At 72.5% G+C, this 18,028-nt stretch carries 14 protein-coding genes; 7 read left to right on the top strand and 7 right to left on the bottom strand.

The window, feature by feature from the left end; translation table 11 throughout:
* Positions 1-24 precede the first annotated feature (24 nt).
* From ACQPW6_RS28140 to ACQPW6_RS28125, 4 genes are all read right to left on the bottom strand, one after another.
* On the bottom strand, positions 25-2,955 hold the full coding sequence (locus tag ACQPW6_RS28140; RefSeq protein ID WP_433892484.1) for a hypothetical protein: 2,931 nt from the start codon (positions 2,953-2,955) through the stop codon (positions 25-27).
* Positions 2,952-6,329, bottom strand: coding sequence for an FtsX-like permease family protein (locus ACQPW6_RS28135; protein WP_433892483.1), 3,378 nt, complete (start codon positions 6,327-6,329; stop codon positions 2,952-2,954). Before ACQPW6_RS28135 ends, ACQPW6_RS28140 begins: the two co-directional genes overlap by 4 nt.
* 144 nt (positions 6,330-6,473) lie before the next feature.
* Complete coding sequence (locus ACQPW6_RS28130) at positions 6,474-8,591, bottom strand: LamG-like jellyroll fold domain-containing protein (RefSeq protein ID WP_433892482.1); 2,118 nt, start codon at positions 8,589-8,591, stop codon at positions 6,474-6,476.
* Entirely contained in the window at positions 8,588-10,063 is a 1,476-nt protein-coding gene (locus ACQPW6_RS28125) for an FG-GAP-like repeat-containing protein (protein ID WP_433892481.1), read from the bottom strand. Before ACQPW6_RS28125 ends, ACQPW6_RS28130 begins: the two co-directional genes overlap by 4 nt.
* 478 nt (positions 10,064-10,541) lie before the next feature.
* Between ACQPW6_RS28125 and ACQPW6_RS28120 the strand changes: the two genes are divergently transcribed.
* On the top strand, positions 10,542-11,102 hold the full coding sequence (locus tag ACQPW6_RS28120; RefSeq protein ID WP_433892480.1) for a hypothetical protein: 561 nt from the start codon (positions 10,542-10,544) through the stop codon (positions 11,100-11,102).
* 116 nt (positions 11,103-11,218) lie between these two features.
* A complete protein-coding gene (locus ACQPW6_RS28115; RefSeq protein ID WP_433892479.1) occupies positions 11,219-11,398 on the top strand; it encodes a hypothetical protein in 180 nt (59 codons plus the stop codon).
* A 189-nt stretch (positions 11,399-11,587) separates the two neighbouring features.
* Here the strand turns inward: ACQPW6_RS28115 and ACQPW6_RS28110 are convergent, their stop codons facing one another.
* Positions 11,588-12,520, bottom strand: coding sequence for an NAD(P)-dependent oxidoreductase (locus ACQPW6_RS28110; RefSeq protein WP_433892478.1), 933 nt, complete (start codon positions 12,518-12,520; stop codon positions 11,588-11,590).
* A 59-nt stretch (positions 12,521-12,579) separates the two neighbouring features.
* On the opposite strand from ACQPW6_RS28110, the gene ACQPW6_RS28105 reads away from it, so the two are divergent.
* Entirely contained in the window at positions 12,580-12,960 is a 381-nt protein-coding gene (locus ACQPW6_RS28105; protein WP_433892477.1) for a MerR family transcriptional regulator, read from the top strand.
* Positions 12,961-13,314: 354 nt separating this feature from the next.
* Complete coding sequence (locus tag ACQPW6_RS28100) at positions 13,315-13,626, top strand: hypothetical protein (RefSeq protein ID WP_433892476.1); 312 nt, start codon at positions 13,315-13,317, stop codon at positions 13,624-13,626.
* 165 nt (positions 13,627-13,791) lie between these two features.
* Here ACQPW6_RS28100 and ACQPW6_RS28095 read toward each other — a convergent pair whose 3' ends face one another.
* Both ACQPW6_RS28095 and ACQPW6_RS28090 read right to left on the bottom strand, forming a co-directional pair.
* The gene (locus tag ACQPW6_RS28095) at positions 13,792-14,313 is read right to left on the bottom strand and encodes a GNAT family N-acetyltransferase (RefSeq protein ID WP_433892475.1); all 522 of its coding nucleotides are present in this window, start codon (positions 14,311-14,313) and stop codon (positions 13,792-13,794) included.
* A gap of 180 nt (positions 14,314-14,493) precedes the next feature.
* A complete protein-coding gene (locus ACQPW6_RS28090; protein WP_433892474.1) occupies positions 14,494-15,090 on the bottom strand; it encodes a TetR/AcrR family transcriptional regulator in 597 nt (198 codons plus the stop codon).
* A gap of 130 nt (positions 15,091-15,220) precedes the next feature.
* Between ACQPW6_RS28090 and ACQPW6_RS28085 the strand changes: the two genes are divergently transcribed.
* The 3 genes from ACQPW6_RS28085 (at position 15,221) to ACQPW6_RS28075 (ending at position 17,572) form a co-directional block, all read left to right on the top strand.
* Positions 15,221-15,955 carry an SDR family NAD(P)-dependent oxidoreductase gene (locus ACQPW6_RS28085; RefSeq protein WP_433892473.1) on the top strand — a complete coding sequence of 245 codons (735 nt, stop codon included), beginning with the start codon at positions 15,221-15,223 and terminating at the stop codon, positions 15,953-15,955.
* A 39-nt stretch (positions 15,956-15,994) separates the two neighbouring features.
* Positions 15,995-16,621, top strand: a complete 627-nt coding sequence (locus ACQPW6_RS28080) for an NADPH-dependent F420 reductase (protein WP_433892472.1) — start codon at positions 15,995-15,997, stop codon at positions 16,619-16,621.
* Positions 16,622-16,846: 225 nt separating this feature from the next.
* Positions 16,847-17,572 carry a hypothetical protein gene (locus ACQPW6_RS28075; RefSeq protein ID WP_433892471.1) on the top strand — a complete coding sequence of 242 codons (726 nt, stop codon included), beginning with the start codon at positions 16,847-16,849 and terminating at the stop codon, positions 17,570-17,572.
* Positions 17,573-18,028: the final 456 nt, after the last annotated feature.

The raw sequence follows: 18,028 nt of genomic DNA, 5'->3' as shown, positions 1-18,028 counted from the left end.
CAGCCCTAGCGGCAGCGCCCCCGCTCACATCACCCGCAGCACCGCCCCCAGCCGCCGCCTGCGCGCGAGCACCGTCTCCACCGTCGCCGCGGCCACGATCAGCAGCGTCACGCCCACCACGAGGCCGACCGTCAGTGCGTAGTCGGTCCGCAGCACCGGCTGCGCGGGCCCGCCGGTGAACTGCCGCAGGTTCAGCGTGTCCGACATCAACCGCGGTTCGAGCAGGCCCAGTAGCGTGCCGCCGACCACCGACGCGGCGGCGAGCGGCAGCAGTTGGAGGACGTTCACCGCCCCGGCGCCCGCGCCGCCGAGTCCGAGCGTGCGCAGGAACGACGTGGTGCGGCCCCGCTCGTGGGCGGTGAGCACCAGCTCAAGGGCGACGGCGAGCAGGCCGAGCAGCGCGGCCAGCGCCGAACCCGCGGTGTAGATGGTGCCGAGCCCCTTGGTCAGCCCGTCGTCCCGCAGGGCGCTGAGCTCCTCCGACCGGATCCGGGTGTGTGCGAGCGGCCCGAGCGCCTGGGCGGCCGCCGCCCGCAGCGTCGCGGCCTTCACGAGAGAGGCACCGGTGCCCTGGAGCAGCACCACCGTGCTGCCCGACGGCTGCGGCGGCATCACCTGCTCGGCGGCCGCCGCGGTGATCAACAGCGGTGTCCCGGCGGGCAGTTGCGCGGTGACCGGGCCCAGCAGCGGATCGCGGGTGTCCGCGGTCGTGAGGGTGCCGACCGGGTCCAGGTTGAGCTGCGTGGGGGCATTGCCGAGTTCCGGTGTCGGGGCGACCGCCGTGAAGGAACCGGTGCGTTCCCGCGCCCGCAGGTCGGGTGAGATCAGCACCGGGATGCGGTAGCTGAAATCGCCCACCTTCCGCGGCGGCGCGGTCAGTTCGGCGAGCAGCGTGCGGGCGAGCGCCGAGTGCGGGGCGATGGCGGTCAGTTGCCGCGGGTCGACGCTGACGACGGCGGCGGTGGACAGCTCGGCGCCGTCCGCCTGCCCCATAAGGTCGAGGGTGCGCAGCTGCTGAACCGCCGTACGTATCCCGGGTGTTCCGCTGCCCGGCGCCGGAGCGGTGTTGCCGGCGACCGTCGCGCCCGCTTCGGCGCCGGTGCTCCAGATCGCACCGGTGGCAAAGCCGTCGTCGATCGTGCGCTGCACGAGGCCGCCGAACACGGCCGTGCCCAGGGTCAGTACCAGGACGAACAGCGCGAGGCCGGTCGCGGGGGCGTCGTGCGCGGCCCGCGACACCCCGACGAAGCCCACCACTCCCCTGCCGCGCCGGGTCTGCCAGGCCACCAGCCGCAGCACCAGCGGGTAGATCCGCAGCAGGAGCAGGACGGCGGCCAGCGCCACCACGACCGGCACCGCGCCCAGTTCCCAGTCGGGGCCCTGCGAGCGCAGCGTGGCCACGCCAGCGACCGCCGCGAGCAGCACGGTGAGCTCCATGACGACCCGCCGCCCGCCGAGAGCGGGCCGCCGCCGTGAACGCCGGGGCCGGTGCCGCCGTTTGGCCGGCTCGCGGACCGCGAACCAGGTCAGCAGCGGCACGACGAGGAGCACCGTCAGCACGGCGACGGCGGCGGGCACCGGCTCAGGCGACCCGGACGTGCCGTCCGGCGCGAGCAGCCGCCCCGCCACCCAGCCCAGCACGGCGGCGGCCAGCACCACCGGCCAGGCCACGCTGCCGCGCAGCAGCACCAGCCGGGCCGTTGACGCGCCCCGCGCCCGTTGCAGCCCCAGGTGCGGCCGCCTGCGCCGCAGCAGCAGCCGCACGGCGACGGCGGTGGTAGCCAGCGCGACGGCGGCCAGCGAGTCGACGGCGAACGACGCCAGCGCCCTGGCCTGGTGGTCCTGCGCGGTGAAGGCGGCGAGCAGCGGAGTCAGGGCGTCGGACACCACGAACTGGTCGGTGAACTGGTCGCCGATCTGGCAGCGCGATTGGCCGGTGAACGGGTCGATCCCCTGGCAGCGCTCGGCGTTGAGGTCGGCGCCGTAGTGGGCCAGCGGACCGGTCAGCGCGCGGGCCTGGTCGAGGGCCGCGTGCGGCAGCTCGGCGCGCAGCGTCCAGGTCACCAGGGGCCCCGGAATCCCGGCGCCGGCCAGGGTGTTGGCGGCGTCGGTGCCGACCAGCCCGCGTACGGCGAGCACCGTGCCCGCGCTGCGCTCCTCGGGGTAGCGGGACGGCGCGACGAGCGTGGCCTGCCCGGTCCAGAAGCCGTCGGTGCCGGCCACCGTGCGGAACACCCCGCTCACCAGCAGCTCGACGTGCGGCGGCTGCTGCTGGGCGCCGGGCACCGGCTTGTAGTCGAGTCCCAGCCGGCTGCCGGTCCGCACGCCCATCGCCTGGGCGCTGGCCTGCGACAGCGCAATCTGCGGGGTGCCGCCCACCGGTGTGCGATCGGCGGGCGCGTGGCCGCTGACGTAGTGCAGGTGCGAGCCGGCCTGCGGGAGGTGGCTGAGCGCCAGCTTGGTGCTGGTGATCGCGCTGTCCGGCCCGTCCGGCGAGCTGACGGAGCCCTGGTTGTAGTCGTAGCTGCCGCTGTCGGCGAGGGTGAGGTGCTGTGCCGCGGAGCGGCCGAGCCCGCTGGTGAGGGTGCGGCCGTCGCTGAGCAGGGTGGCCATGTCGATGCTGGGCGGGGCGCCGTCGTGGAAGATCTCCGGCGTGGCGCTGATGCTGACCAGCGGGGCGCCGGTCTGCGCGACCGTGATCCGCTGCCGCAGCGCCTTGTCCTCCTGGCGGCCGGCCACGGCCGGCGCCCACGCGCACAGCGCGGTCAGCACCAGCATCAGCACCGCCAGGCAGGCGAGCAGCGGCAGGTCGCCGCCGGCCTCCTTGCGCACCAGCCGCAGCGTCATCGCCGCGCCCGTCGCCCCGCGGCGGATCGGCGGCTCCTCCCGGTCGGTGCCCGTCGCTCCGCGGGTCGGCCGCCGGTCCTCCCCGCCGGTTCCGGACGTGCGGCTCACCGGTCCTCCCCCGCTCGCAGCACGCGTACCAGGTCCACCCGGGCCAGCAGCCGGGACAGCGTCAGGACGACCGCGGCGATGGCCAGCGCCGTCAGCACCGCCGTCACCGCGACCGTGCGCCAGGGCATGACCAGCGGCAGCGCCGGATAAGGCGGCTGCCCGGCGTCGTCCACGGTGATCAGCGGGAGCATCACCGACGCGAGCGCCATACCCATCAGCGCGCCCGGCACCACCGCGAACAGCGCCAGGCTCAGATGCTCGGCGCTCAGCAGCACCGAGAGCTTCCTCGACCGCACGCCCATCGCTCTCAGCAGGGCGAACTCCTGCCGTCTCTGCCGCGTCGAGACCACCGCGTGCACGGTGAAGGCGATCACCGCGAAGCACGGGGCCAGGTAGCGGATCAGCTCCAGCATCCGGTGCAGGCCGGTGCGGAACGGGTCGGAGCGCAGGTCATTCGCGGTGCCGGTCGTGGTGGTCACCGCGCCGAGCGCGGGCTGCCGCTGCGCCGCGGCGGCCGTGCGCGCGCTGTCGCTGCTGCTGATCCACCAGAAGGCGGGATCCTGCTGGAGGGCGCCCGCGAGGGTGATCGCGGTGGCGAGCTGCCGCTGGTCGGCGACCAGGTGCCCCTGCCCGTGGCCCAGGCCGCGCAGCGAGTCCAGCTCGCCGACGATCCTGGCGGGCAGCGGGGTTCCGGTGCCGAGGTCGAGCGAGGTGGTGCTGCCCACGGACAGGTGCCCATCGTCCAGCGCCTGCGCGTCGGCGCGCACCGGCAGCGGCTTCGGGGCGCCGGCCGGGCGGGCCACGAAGCGCAGGTTGCCCGTCGCCAGCGTCTTGACGTCGTCGGCGGTGAGGCCGGTGCCGTCCAGGTAGCCGGTGAAGCCGGTGCTGAGCGAGGTGCTGAGCACGTCGGAACCGCCGTGGCTGATCGAGCAGACGCCCGGGGCGCCGAACTGGTACTCGCCGTACGGCTTGCCCTTGCAGGCGCCGGTGGTGGCGTCGGCGGCGTGATCGGTGCCGTCGGCCCAGGACTGCCCGGCCGGCAGCGGCGCCGCCCAGGTGTCCGCGCCGGCGCCCTTGCCGCCGCTCGCGCTCACCGCGCCGCGCGAGCCGAGCCGGATCACGTCCATGTCCAGCCGCGCCGGTGCCACGTCCGCCTGCGGCATCACGCTGACGGCGGTCACCGTCAGCGGGTACGCGCGCGGGTGGCCGCCGCTCTGCGACACGTCGAGCGGCACCGCGACGGTGTGCCTGGCGCCGTCGGCGGCGGGCAGCGCGGCGGGCACGGTGCTGACGAGGCCGGCCGCGTCCTGCAAGGTCAACTCCAGGTGCGGCGCGGCGGTGCTGCCGTTGCTGCTCAGCTTCTCGTCGAGCAGCAGCGCGGCCGGCCGCCCCGGCAGGGCGATCCCGAGGGAGGCGGTCGAGCCCGTGCGGGGCGCGGGGCCCGCGACGGTGCCGATCAGCTCCTCGGTGTCGCCGCTCGGCAGGTTCGCGCTGCCGCGGATCACCGGTGTCACCGCTGTCACCGCGGGCAGCCCGTGGTAGGCGGCGGCCAGGACGGCGGAGGGGTAGCTGTCGTCCGCGGACGGCTCGATCCTGACGTCGGCGCCGACGGTGTACGCGGCCTGCTCGGCGGACAGGCCGCCCAGGCAGGCGAGTGCGGTGGTGGCGAAGGCGCTCACCGAGACGGCCAGGCACATCAGCACCACCGGCCCCGCGTTGCGTGCGGTGCGCCGGCTCAGCTGCCAGCCGGCCAGCGCGCCGACCAGGCCGCGGCTGCGGCGGCCGAGCACGTCGAGCAGCAGGGACGACAGCGGCAGCAGCCGCAGCAGCAGGAGCGCGGCGGCCCCGCTGGCGACGGCGGGTACGAAGACCAGGACGGGGTCGACGGATGTGCCGCCGACCACCGAGCTGTGCCTGCGCAGTTCGAGGAAGCCGAGGACGGCGACGGCCAGCAGCGCCAGGTCGACGCCGAGGCGCTGGGCGACCGCGGACCGGGCGCCGCGGGCCGCCCGCCAGCGCAGCGCGGGCAGCACCGGCAGCAGTACGGACACGGCGTGCACCAGCAGCGTCAGGCTCACCGCCAGCCAGGCGGCGCCGGTGCCTGAGGTGCCGTGGTGCAGCAGATCGGCCAGGAACGGCGCGGCGACGGCGGCCGGTACGCCGGTGAGCGCCCACTCCGCCGCCGCGGCGCGCAGCAACCGGGGGGTGCCGGAGCCCCTGGCCTGCTGGAGTGCCAGCTCGGCCCGCCGGCGTACGGTCATCTGACGGCCGGCCAGTATCAGGGTGGCGAGGGCGAGGGCGGCCAGCATCACGCTCGGCTGGTACAGCGCCGACCTGGCCACCACGGTCGGTATCGCCAGGTCGTCGACGGCCTGCGCGAGGCCGGACGACACGCTCATCTCGTCCAGCGTCGGTGACTTGCCGCGGAACACCGACACCGCGCTCTGACTGCCGGTGAACGCGCGGACCCGGTCGCGCAGCCCGTGCAGTTGTCCGGTGCCGAGGCCGGAGAAGTCCGGCTGCACGCTCCAGTGCGCGACCAGCTGGCCGTTCAGGACCGGGTTGCCGTTCAGCGCGGCCGGCGTGACCACCAGCAGGTCCTGGCTGGCGGTCTCGTCCTCGGTGAGGTCGCCGGCCATCGCGGGCCAGAAGCCGGCGGCGCCGGAGGCCCGGAAGACGCCGGATATCCGCAGTGTCGTGGTGCGCCCGGCGGCGCTCAGCCGGAGGCTGGAGCCGGGCTTGAGCCCGAGTCGCAGGGCCAGCGACTCGGGCACGGCCGCGTCCACCGGGGCGATGGAGCCGGTGCCGATGCGCACGCTCGGCAGGGCGGTGAAGGCCGAGGCCGGCGCGTTCGCCGTGCCGGCCGGCCAGTGTCCGCCGACCAGCTGCCCGAAGGTGCCGCCGCCCTGCGCGGCCACCGGGTGCAGCCTCCCCACCCCGGGAACGGTCGGCGCGCCCGCGACCCCGTCGATCCCGACCACGGTGACGGACCCGGTGTCGAGCAGGCCCACGTACGTCTGCTGCGGCGCGCCCGCGAACACCCGTGCGGCGGCGGCCCGTACGTCACGGTCGGCGGTCGCCATCCCCTCGGCCTTGTAGGACGCGGACACCGACACCTGCGCGTCGATCTGCGCGGCCAGCCGCCGGGCGCCCTCGGAGCGCACCGAACTGCCGGTCAGCGCGGCGACGGTGGCCAAGGCCGTCGCACACAGCAGGACGGTCAGCGCGACGGCGGCTACGACCAGGCCGTGCTGCGTGGAGCGCCTGACGGAGGCGGGAAAGCGGCGCCGTGGCCGGCGCGGATCGCCGCGCCGGTCTCGCGGCGCGGACAGAGAGGCCGTAGCGACCACATGGACCCCCGCGTTGTCGAACATGTGGGTGGTAACGGCGCGCTCACAGTCCTATCAGGCGGTGGACTTGCGACGCAAGAATTTCTGATCTTCATACGGTCGCACGGCGTGGGCCGGCGACTGGCGGCGCGGTTCGCGGCCCCGGCGCCTCCGGGGCCGCGAACCGGTTCAGCCCGCGAGTGCGTAGAAGTGGCAGACCGCGGTGGTCGCCGAGTGCCCGGCCACGGTGGCCGTACGGGCGTACCAGCCGTAGAGGTGGCCGCGGATCAGCGCCGGGGCGGTCACCGAGACCGTGCCGCCGCCGGTGGCGTTGCCGCTCGCGGAGCCCGGGCCGCCCATGGTGATCGGCTGGCGGCTCGGGTCGGTGTCGTCCCACAGCGAGAACTCCGCGCGCACCTGCGCGGAGGGGTCGGGCGCCAGTACGTGGGCGCGCAGTGCGGGCGTCGCCGAGGGGACGACGCCGTAGGGTCCGACGGCCGCGCAGCCCGGGTCGCCGGACGACGACGCGGGTGCGGTCGTGGTGGCGGTGGGGGCGGCGAGACCGGTGGCGTACGAGGCCACTTCGGCGGCCGTCATCGGGTAGTCGAACGCCCTGACCGCTTGCAGGCCGCCGTTCATGAAGGCGTTGGCGGCGGCGCCGACCCGGTCGCGTCCGGCGGCGAACGGGCCGGTCGCCGACCACAGGGCGGTGTGGTGCCCGGTGCCGGCGAGCGCCCCGTCGACGTACAGGGTCAGCGTCCCGGCCGCCGCGTCGAACACGCCGGTCAGCCGGGTCCACACCCCGGGCTCGGCCGGAGCGGTGGACACGGCCTGGTCGACGTCCCACACCGTGCTGTCGGAGCGGGGCATGCCGAAGTGCCAGCCGCCGTCGCCCTTGTCGTACCAGAGCATGGTGCCGCTGATGGTGGTCCCGTCCTGGCTGAGCACCACCGAGGTGCCGGCGCCCGGCCGGACCTCGGCCCAGGCGGAGACGGTGAAGCTCTTCGTGGTGTCCACCGCGGGGCCGTGGCCGGTGACCGCGCCGCCGGTGCCGTTGAACGAGGCGGAGCCCGCGTGGTCGGCAGCCCAGCTCACACCGGAGGTGAGGGTCCCGGCGTTGCCGTTGCCCGAGGCGTCGGCGGCGGTGCCGCCGTGGCCGTCCTTCAGCGACCAGTCGAGGACGGGGCCGCCCTTGGTGAACCCGCTGAGCGGGGCGTGGTCGGATACCCCGGTCGGCGTGCAGATCGTCGGGGACGAGACCAGGTCGCAGTGCGGCTGCGCGCCGTGCGAGTAGTCCGCCTGGTCGGCCCGCTCGGTCAGGGCGTCGCAGCCGGTGAATCCCGCGGTGGAGAACAGGTAGTCGAGCTTGGCCGCGGAGTACGTGCCGCTGCTGATCACGCCGGTCGCGGGGTCGGGTACGACCGGCTGGTAGGTGAAGTGGGTTGCCTCGCCCGCCGCGTCGCCGGGTGCGTACGACTGCTGGTCGCACTCGGCCATCGTGCTGTAGAGGGCCTGGAGGTTCGCCTGCGAGCGGGTGTTGAAGTCGCCGCCGAGCAGCACGGAGGGGTAGTTCGCGATCTCGCCGTGCACCGTGCTGAGTTCGTCGGTGTAGACGGCGGCGTCGTCGATGTTGGCGAGGTGGGTGGTGCAGATCCGGGTCTCCCAGCCGGCGGCGGCCACGCAGAGCACCTGGGCCCGGTCGGCGCCCCTGTTCAGCGGGACGGGCAGCGGCACCGCGTGCGACCAGTCGATCGCCCCCTTGACGCCGATGGCGACGCTCAGCGTGCCGCTCAGCCCGCCGCGGCAGTCCGAACGGCCGTCGGGGCGCTGCACCTTGGCCCACTGGAAGGTCCAACCGGCCCCGAGCGCCGAGGAGATCGCCTCCAGGTCGCTGGGATTGGCCGGTGTGCTCGCACTGTTGCCGTAGCCGTCGTCGGCGCTGCCCGAGCAGATCTCCTGGAACATCACCGCGTTCAGGTTCCGCTCGCTGACGATGTCGGCGACCGCGCGGGCCTTGAGGTCGGGCCTGGCACGGTCCGGGCAGTACGCACTGGTGGCCGGGGTCGCGCCGCCGGCCTCACCGCAGATGTTCCAGGTCATCGCCCGGACGGAGGGCTGGGTGTACGCGGTGCCCGCCGGATCGCCCGCCGAGGTGGTCGCGGCGCCGGCGGGTGCGAGCGGCAGCAGGGACAGCAGCGCCACGGCGATTCCCAGCAGGACGGCGCGGGGCCGGTGCGGGTGCCGTTTCGGGTGCCGGTTCAGGTGCCGGCTCGTCTGGTGGTTCGTCTGCCGGTTCGTCGCTGTCACCAGCCACCGTTCCCGATCTCGGTGCGCGAGGTGAGGCCGTTGTTGCCGGTGCCCTTGTAGAGGTACAGCTTTCCGGTGGCACCGGTCTGCGATTCCACGGCCACGAGGTCGCCGATGCCGTCACCGGTGAAGTCGCCGCCGGCGTAGTCGGAGATACCGTTCCAGCCGCCCGTCCCGATCAGGATGCGGGTGCTGCCGCCGTCCAGGGTCCCGTTGTTGTAGCCCCGGTAGAGCCACAGCTTGCCGGTCGACCGCTCGGTGGCGACCACGTCGTCGTTGGAGTCCTGGTTCATGTCACCGGGGCTGACGATCTTGTTCATGCCGTTCCAGCCGCCGTCGCCGATCTCCTTGCGGGTGCCGAGACCGGAGCCGACGCCGGGGTAGAGCCACAGCTTGCCCGTCGACACCTCCACCGCGCCGAGGTCGTCATGCCCGTCACCGGTGAAGTCGCCGCTGAACAGGCTGTTCATCCCGTTCCAGCCACCAGTCCCGATCTCCTTCCGGATGCCGAGCCCGGAACCCGTCCCCGGGTACAGCCACAGCTTGCCCGTGTCGATCTCGACCGCGACCAGGTCGTCCTTGCCGTCCCCGTTGTAGTCGCCCACCGTCAGGTTCGACATCCCGTTCCAGCCACCGGTGCCGATCAGCGTGCGGGACGTGAGCGTGCCACTGCCCGTACCCGGGTAGAGCCACAGCTTCCCCGTCGAGACCTCGACCGCGACCAGGTCCTTCTTGCCGTTGCCGTTGAAGTCGCCGGCCGTCAGGTCCGTCATGCCGGGGTCGGCCGGCGGCGTGACGTCGTCCTTCACGGACTTGTTGCGGACCGGGGAGAAGGTGCCGTAGCCGGAGAAGTACGGGTACGGGATCTCCCGGTAGTGGACGCCGCTGCCGGTGAACTCGTAGCCCATGTAGCTGCTCTGGCCGCCGCCCACCCACTTGTCGAAGAGCACGACGTGGCCGGCGTTGCCGCTGGAGGGGTTCAGCAGCGCGTCGCCCGACTTGAGCGAGCTCTTGGCGATGGAGGTGGTGACGCCGTTGGGGCCGAAGCTGTTCGTGGTCTCCGAATCGCTGAGGTGCCAGGCCATGGACACGTACCCGGAGCAGTCGGTGCGGTAACCGGCGTGGCTGCCGCCCTGGTTGTAGTCCAGGCCGATGCCGACCCACGTCTTGGCGCGGGAGATCACCTCGCTGCGGGTGATGCTCGGGGCGGTCACCATGGGCGAGACGACGGATTGCGGCTGGGACTGGGCGTGGGACTGGGCCTGGGCCTGGGCCTGGGAGCCGGTGACCGGGGTGACCGGGCCCTGTCCCGCGCCGCCGTACTCGCCGGCCGCGGTGCCGGCCGCGGTGGTCGAAGTGCTGGCCGGGGCGGCGACGGCGGCCGGGCCGCCGAACGCGACGATGCCCGTGGCGAAGGAGGCGGCGGTGGCCACGGCTATCGCGAGCGAACGGGCATGGGTCTTTCTGGGCATGGGTGTGCCTCACTTGATCAGGCCGGCAGGCGGCTACGGAGAATTGCGGCGCACTGGTATTGCCAGTTGACCGCGGAAGATACGAACGGATCCGCTGTCGTGTTCCGACATTCGAATCCGACGACGCGTCATGCTAGGACGCTCTGATCTGCGGAGTCCAGCCACCGGTGACGCGCTGCGGATGCCCCGTGACGCGCTCGCCCGCAAATCCCGGCAGGTCAGAACGATGGAATGCGGGCGTCCGCGGCGTAAAATTCGTTTTCCGGAACACGGGAATCCGCGAACGCGAACAGGAGGAACCTCAGGGGATGCTCAATTCCTTCTTATTTTGATGTCCAAACCACTTCTGTTGAATTCAAGATCGCCGGATCGCCGGGCGGGCGGGGGTGGGGGCGTCCATCCACTGCGGACCGTTCCATGCGGGCGCGCCGGGGTCATACAGGGGTGAACGGGGTGATCCGGCTATATCGTTCGGCGCGTGGCCTTTCGTACGGAGAGCGGCGGCACGGCGCCGGGTGGACCGGGGCGGGGCACCGGCGTGCGCGCGGCTGCCGCCCTGCGCCGCGTGTCGTTGCAGCGACTGCTGTTCGGCGGCGTGTACGGGACGATCCTCGCCAGCACGCTGGCGTCCGCGCTCGACCACGACAACGGCCGCCCCAACCCCGGCTACGACGCGATCTGGATCCTGGTGGCCGGCCTCGCGGCTGCCGCCGCGCACGGCTACGCCCACACCGTCGCCAACTGGGCGGCCGGCAGCCGGAAGGTCACGGCCGAGACGCTGCGGTCGGTGGCCTCCGAGTGGCCGCTCGTCGCCGCGGTCGTACCGACGGTGATCGCGCTGCTGGGCGCGTCGGCCGGCTGGTGGACGGAGACGGGCGCGGTCGACGTGGCCCTGGTCGTCAACACGCTGGCGCTGTTCGGCTGGGGCCTGTGGGCCGCCCGGGTGGCCGGCGAGGGCTGGACGACGGCGTGCAGGGTGGGGGCGGTGGACGTGCTCATCGGGTTGTTCATCGTGGGTGTGAACGTGCTCAGTCACTGAGCGGGACGCGCTCGCGGGTTCCCGCCGGCCGGGGCACCGTGTCAGGTCCGCCGAACCGGCCCGAGTGATGAGTTGCCGGGCCCGTTCCCGTCGGCCTGGGAGCCGTCCCCACCGCCGTGAACCGGCAGCCCGCGATCGCCTTCTACGGCAGGCGGGAGGCGGAGCGCGCGTACCTGCCCCTGACGATCGACGTCCTGCGCGTCAGCGGCGGGGCGGTCACGGAGATCGTCACCTCCCACAGCGACCAGTTCCCGCGTCTCGGCCTCCCGACCCGGCTCCCGACCGCGGCGGAGTAGCCCGCACGGCGGGCGCGGCACCCGGCCGTCGTAAGGCCCCCGGCCGGTGGGGGCGGGCCGCGCAGTGCACCCCGGCCAGGGGGTGCCCCAAAGGGGCGCGGGGAACTGCGCGATCAGCCACCTACTGCCTGCGGCGGCCCAACCACCGCAACCGTTACGGCAGTTCGCCAACCCACCGGCCGGTGGGGGTCACCCGCGCCGTGCGGGGGCGCCACCCCGATCGACCGGCAGGAGCGTCGTGGCCAAGCGCGCGAGACCCTCTTCGGCGTAGCCCGCCTCGACCGCGCGGTCGATCACTCCCTTGCTCGCGGCCAGCGCACTCGTATCAATGCCGTGCGCCCTCGCCGCATTGATCACGTGCCTGATCCCCGCCGCCGCCGACCCGATCGTCGACCGGTCCCCGGGGTACTCCCCCGCCTGGATCTGCTGGCCGAACCGGGCGATCAGCTCGGGCAGCAGCCCGCCGATCCCCGTCGCGAACGCCGCGAAGCGCCCCGGCTCGATCCCCCCCGCCGCCGCGAGGGCGAACCCGTGCACGATCCCGTTCACCGACGTGGCGAAGACGTCGAGCAGCGCCACGTCGTAGGCCGACGCCCGGCCGGGTTCGTCCCCGAGGTACACCCCGTCGCCCCCGAGCGCGGCCATCACGCCCCGCACGGCCTCGTGCACCTCGCCCGCCCCGCTGTACAGAACCGTCGCCGCCGCCGTCCCGATCGCCGGGGTCGGCGTCAGGATCGCGCCGTCCAGGTAGCCGATCCCGCGCGCCGACGCCCACGCCGCCATCGCACGGGCCTGCGCCGGTTCACCGCTGGTGAGGTTGACCAGCCGGCGGCCCGCCCAGTCCAACGGCCGTTCAAGCGTGGCCCGTACGGCCTCGTAGTCGATCAGGCAGGCGACGATCACCTGGCCGTCCCGTACGGCCTCCTCCACGGACCCGGCGACCACCGCGCCCCGGGCGGCAAGTTCGCCGGCCTTCCCCGGCGTGCGGTTCCACACGGTGACCGGGTGCCCGGCGGCGAGAAACGCGGCGGACAGGGCGCGGCCCATCGGCCCCAGGCCGAGAACGGTGACGGTATCGGAGGCGGGCGCGAGCCCGCTGATTGCCTCATCAGGTGCTGTCATGCGCCGCACGCTAAAGCTTCACGTTGACGTGAGAGTCAAGTCCCTGCTGCACTCGGCAGATGAGGATCGGGGAACTGGCGCGCCGCACCGGAGCGAGTACGCGGGCGCTGCGCTATTACGAGGAGCAGGGCCTGCTCGCTCCGGCCCGGCTCGCGAGCGGGTACCGCGACTACGACGAGCGGTCGGCCGCGACCGTGCGGCGGATCCGGATCCTGCTTTCGGCGGGGCTGGGAACGGCGGTGATCGCCGAGATTCTGCCGTGCGTGGTGGACGACACGGTGGTGTTGGCCGGGAAGTGCCCGGAGCTTGTTGAGGGGTTGGCGCGAGAACGGGAGCGAATGACCGGGGTCATCCGGGATCTGGTGGCGGCGCGGGGGATTCTCGACTCGCTGATCGGGCTGCCGTTGGCCGGGGGCGGGAGTTCACCGCTTCCGCTTTGACACCCCGGCGGGCTGGGTGGGTGGTGCGGGTCGTTTCCCCGGCTGGGCGCCGTGCCTGCCGGTTTTCCCACCCGCGCCGCCCGTGCGGGTGCGTCCTTAGGTGCACGTTTTCTGGTGGGTGGGGGTCGGGGCCGGTCCGGGGCACCTCCTCGGGCTGTTCACGGCACCCGGGGTGAATTGCGGATCCCGTGTTGTTCGCAGCCCTGCGGGGGCACCCCGGACCGTCCCCTCCCAGGTCCGTCGGCGGCTTGAGGCCGCGAGGGGTGATCGGTGGGGGTACGCGATCGTCGTCGGGTGCCCGTTACTGATTCCCGCGCGTCTTCTCGGGGCTCGGTGAGCGGCATACTGGCGTTCGTGATCGAGCTGCGGTGCCAGGCGGTTCGCTGGGTAGACGACGAGCCGTGGCCTGGGGTGGTGGAGGTTCAGTTCACGGACGCGGCCGGGCGGCGCTGGTCGCTGTTCGACAAGGCGCCGATCTTCACGGCGATGGGCGAACTCGGGCCCGGCGCGACGTATCCGGTGCAGGTCGGCGTCGCCTGCGTGGTCGTCGACAGCGGCCTCCCTCAGAAGGACGACGACGTCATCGTCTCCACCGCACCGCATGGCGTCAGCACTCCCGACGGACGCGATCAGTTCACCGTGCGACGGCACCAGCTCAACCCCTGAGCGCGAGGTTGCGCAGTTCCGCGACGCGCACACGCTGATCAGCTGCTTCACCCGCACCCCGGCCCGCAACAGCGACCCGTGGCACAGCGACGTGTTGTGTAGGTGGGATCTGAGAGCGGGAGTCCGGCAAGCGCCGGTCTCGGCTGCCCTGCAACCGGGTTGGGGTCAAGCGGGCGAAACGCGTTTATGCGGCAGCGAGCGGGTGAGCCACTCCAGTTCGCCACGGCTGTCCGCCGTGACGTGGTCGCGCTCGAACCCGAGTTTTTCGAGGACGCGAAATGACGGCGCATTCCACGAACGCACTGTCGCCCAGAGCCGCTTCCGCCCGGTCGTGATCGCGGCGTCGAGCACCGCGGAGGCCGCCTCCGTCGCATAGCCATGTGCGTGCACGCGCTGGAACAACTCGTACGCGATCTCAGGTTCGTCGATGGAAGCACGACCTACGATGAGCCCGCAGTACCCGATGAAGTCGCCCGCCTCGCGGCGAGTGACGACGAACAGACCGAGCCCTGTCAGTGCCGGCGCAGCAACCTGATTCGCAACCGCCTGCCGACTCTGCTCGATCGACGGCATCCCGTCACCGCGTTCGGCAGCGAGCGCTCGATGGTCGTCGGCATCGGACTCGGCCCACGGCCGCAGCGTCAGCCGAGCGGTTTCGAGATGGAGCGGCATCGGCGGATACGGCATGGCGACACCTTACCGACGCCCCCGTCCGAGATGAGGCCGCAGCCTTGGCTCAGGTGTATCTCCGGGCGTGGTTGCAGACGTTTCCGAACGAGGTCTTCTGCCGGGCGGGCACCTCGGATGCGGGCTGACGCTGACGCCTAAGGTCATGGCCGCCGATCAGAGGCTGACGAGACGCTGTGGCTACCGGGCCGTGGCGGGGATGGCCGTGTCGATCAGGACGGCGGCGATGGCCGCGGCCGTCGGGAAGGATTCGGCGTTCAGGACGCGGGTGCGGGCTGCCGCGCCGTCCAGGAGCAAGGCCAGTTGTTCGCCGAGCTGGTCGGGGTGGGTGGCGCCGGCTTCGCGGGCGGTGGTGGCGAGGCGGGCGGCGATGGCCTTTTTGTAGTCGCGGGCGTATTGGGACGCCGGGTGGTCGGGGTCGTGGAGTTCGACGGCCGCGGCGATGTAGGGGCACATCGGCGTGAGCTCATCGGTGCCGGACGCGGGGAGCTCGAAAGCGGCGAGCAGTCGTTCGCGGGGGGTGAGGTCGGTGCGGTCGAAGACCGCGGACATCAGGTCGGGGTCGAACCGGCGCAGGTACTCGGCGACGATCTCGTCCTTGCTCGCGAAGTGCTGGTAGGCCGTCCGCTTGGAGACCTGGGCCGCCGCGCACAGCTGGTCCATCCCGGTGCGGTTGATGCCCTGCTCGCGGAACAGCTGCCGGGACGCGCCGATGATGCGCTCGAGCGCGCCCCTGCCGCGGCGCCGGCCCTGGGGGCCCTTCTCCAACTCCGTCATGGCTCCAGCATAACCCTTACGGGTACCGACCGGTGTACATAGCTTGCGCCGCGGCCGACCCTCCCATACGGTAAGCACACTGCCTGGTGTACATAACTCGCCGGACCGGATACCCACCAATGGAGTGACCATGGGAAAGCTCGACGGCAAGACAGCGGTGATCACCGGCGGCACGACCGGCATGGCACTGGCCGGCGCCCAGCTGTTCGTTGACGAGGGAGCCCACGTCTTCCTCATGGGCCGGCGGCAGGAAGCGCTGGACGACGCGGTCAAGCTGATCGGCCGGAACGTCACCGGCGTGCGGGGTGACGCGTCCGACCTGGACGACCTGGACCGCCTGTACGCCGCGGTCAAGAAGGAGAAGGGCTCGATCGACGTCCTGTGGGCCAGCGCCGGGACGGGCGCGCCCGGCAAGCTCGGCGAGATCACCGAGGCCCAGTTCCACGACGCCTTCTCGCTCAACGCGCGCGGCACCCTGTTCACCGTGCAGAAGGCGCTGCCGCTCCTCAACGACGGCGCCTCGATCTTCATGACCGGCTCGAACGCCTCCCTGCGCGGCTTCCCGGGGTGGAGCGTGTACGCCGGCAGCAAGGCCGTCCAGCAGGCGTGGGCCCGGGTATGGCTCAACGAGCTCAGGGACCGGCGCATCCGCGTGAACGTCCTCACGCCCGGCCAGGTCGCCACGGCGAAGCAGGAGGAGCTGTTCGACGAGGCGACCATGAAGGCCTTCGAGTCCCTGATCCCGCGCGGAAAGATGGGCAGCCCCGACGAGATCGCGCGGGTCGCGCTCTTCCTCGCATCCGACGACTCCAGCTACGTCAACGGCCTGGAACTGGTCACCGACGGCGGCGCCACCGTCATCTGACCCGCCGGAATCCATCCGACAAGGAAGCGATCACACCTCATGAGCACCATCAGCATCATCGGCACCGGCAACATGGCCCGCACCATCGCCGCGCGGGCGATCGCGAGCGGCAACACCGTCGAGGTCATGGGCCGCGACGGCTCCAAGGCCACCGCCCTGGCCAAGACCCTCGGCGACGGCGCCACAACAGGAGAGTGGGGCGCGGTCCCGGCCGGGGACATCGTCATCGTGGCCGTGCTGTTCGACGGCGTCGTCCCGGCCGTCACCCGCTACGGAGCCGCCCTCGCGGGCAAGACCATCGTCGACATCAGCAACCCCTTCAACTCCACCTTCGACGGCCTGGCCCACGACGGCGAGCAGACCTCCATCGCCCAGAAGGTCGCCGAAGTGGCCCCGTCCGACGCCACCGTGGTGAAGGCGTTCAACACCGTCTTCCGCGACGTCCTGGAAACCGGCCACCCCGACATCTTCCTCGCCGGCGACAACCCCCAGGCCAAGGCATCCGTCCAGAGGTTCATCAAGAGCCTCGCCCTGCGCCCCCTGGACGTCGGCGACCTGAAGATGGCCCACTGGCTGGAAGGAGCAGCCGTCCTCACAGTGGCCCTCGCCACCCACGGAGCAGCCCACGGGAACTTCGCCCTCACCGCGACCGAGTTCCAGCCCTGAGCCCACCCGTTCCCTGATCGGTTCTGGCCGGAATTCCGTGCAAGCACAGACCTGACAGCGGGCCGGACCCGCTTGAAGGCGCCTGCGACGGAGCAGGTACCGCGAGTCCGTGGGGTGGACGCATTCAGGCCCTTCCTGCAGCAGCAGTACGGCCTCGCGAGCACCTCAGCACCCAGGAGATGAGCACCTGGAACGGGCCCGGGCCGGCGCTGCCATACTCCGGTCGTGACGAGCGATGCTGCCCCCGCGGCCGGAGACCTGCCCATCGCGGCCGCGGTGTTGGCCGGGACTCACTGGACTGCGCTGTGGCACGGCATGGGCCCAGCCGAGGACGCACCTGAGATGCTGACCGGGCTACTGAACGCCGACCAGCGTGTGCGGTCCCGAGCTCTCGACTACCTGCACCACGTGGTGCACCACCAGAACACCCTCTATGAAGCGACGGTCCCCGCCGCGCTCTACGTCGCCGCGGTCCTCACCGACCCGCGCACCGCTCTGCCAGTCGACAAGAAACCCCGCGACTTTCCCGGGCCCATGCGCGCCGAACTGCTGGGCTGGCTCGGGTCAGTTGCACACGCCGCCGACGAGGAAGCCGAAACGACCAGCCGACGTCTCGGCTTCCCACCGGAGGACTACCCGCCGTTCCTCCGAACCTGCCAGATTCGGCCGCTGCTCTTCCAAGCGGTCTCCGCTTGCCTCGACGACCCCGATCCGCATGTGCGCGAAGCGGCCATGGCCGCCTGTATCCCGCTACTCGACGATCCGCGCCTACGCTGCCACCGCGCGGCACTGATCCCGCTGCTGCGGGAGGTGCTGGCCGTCAGCGCGTTGTGGCAGTACCGCGAGCGCGCGATCGAGACGCTTGACGCGTGGGGCCAGGACACCGCAGGGCTGGAAGTCCGTCGCGAGGCATTCGAGTTCTGCGACTCGGAGGACAGCACGTGGTCATGAGCCCGTTCTGATCAGCCGCTCCCCGTTTCCGACCTGTCGGCGGTCGCCCGACGACGAACCCCAGCCCCCACCGATCACCCCCAGCGGCCTCAAGCCGCCGACGGACCCGGGAGGGGACGGACCGGGGTGCCCCCGCAGGATTTCCGACAAACGGCGGCGCACCCGAAAAACAAACCCGCACGGAGGAAATCCGAGGAGGTGCCACGGGCCGGCACCGACCCCACCCACCAGAAGACCCGCACCTTAAGGACGCACCCGCACGGGTGGGCGGGTGGGAAAAAACGGCAGGCACGGCGCCGCACGCCGGGAAGCAACGGAACCGACCACCGGGGCGGAAAGCCGGCAGGCAACGGGGGCGCGGCCGCCACCTCCCCGGCCCACCCGGCAACCGGGGCACGGGCAGAGCCCGGGCGCGCCCGGGGGGCGGACCGCGGCGACCGGGGGGTGATTGGTCTG

It is taken from the genome of Streptomyces sp. CA-111067 (assembly GCF_050956065.1).
GTDB lineage: Bacteria > Actinomycetota > Actinomycetes > Streptomycetales > Streptomycetaceae > Actinacidiphila.
The sequence above is the reverse complement of the archived record's forward strand: the minus strand, read 5'-3'. Positions and strand labels throughout refer to the sequence as shown.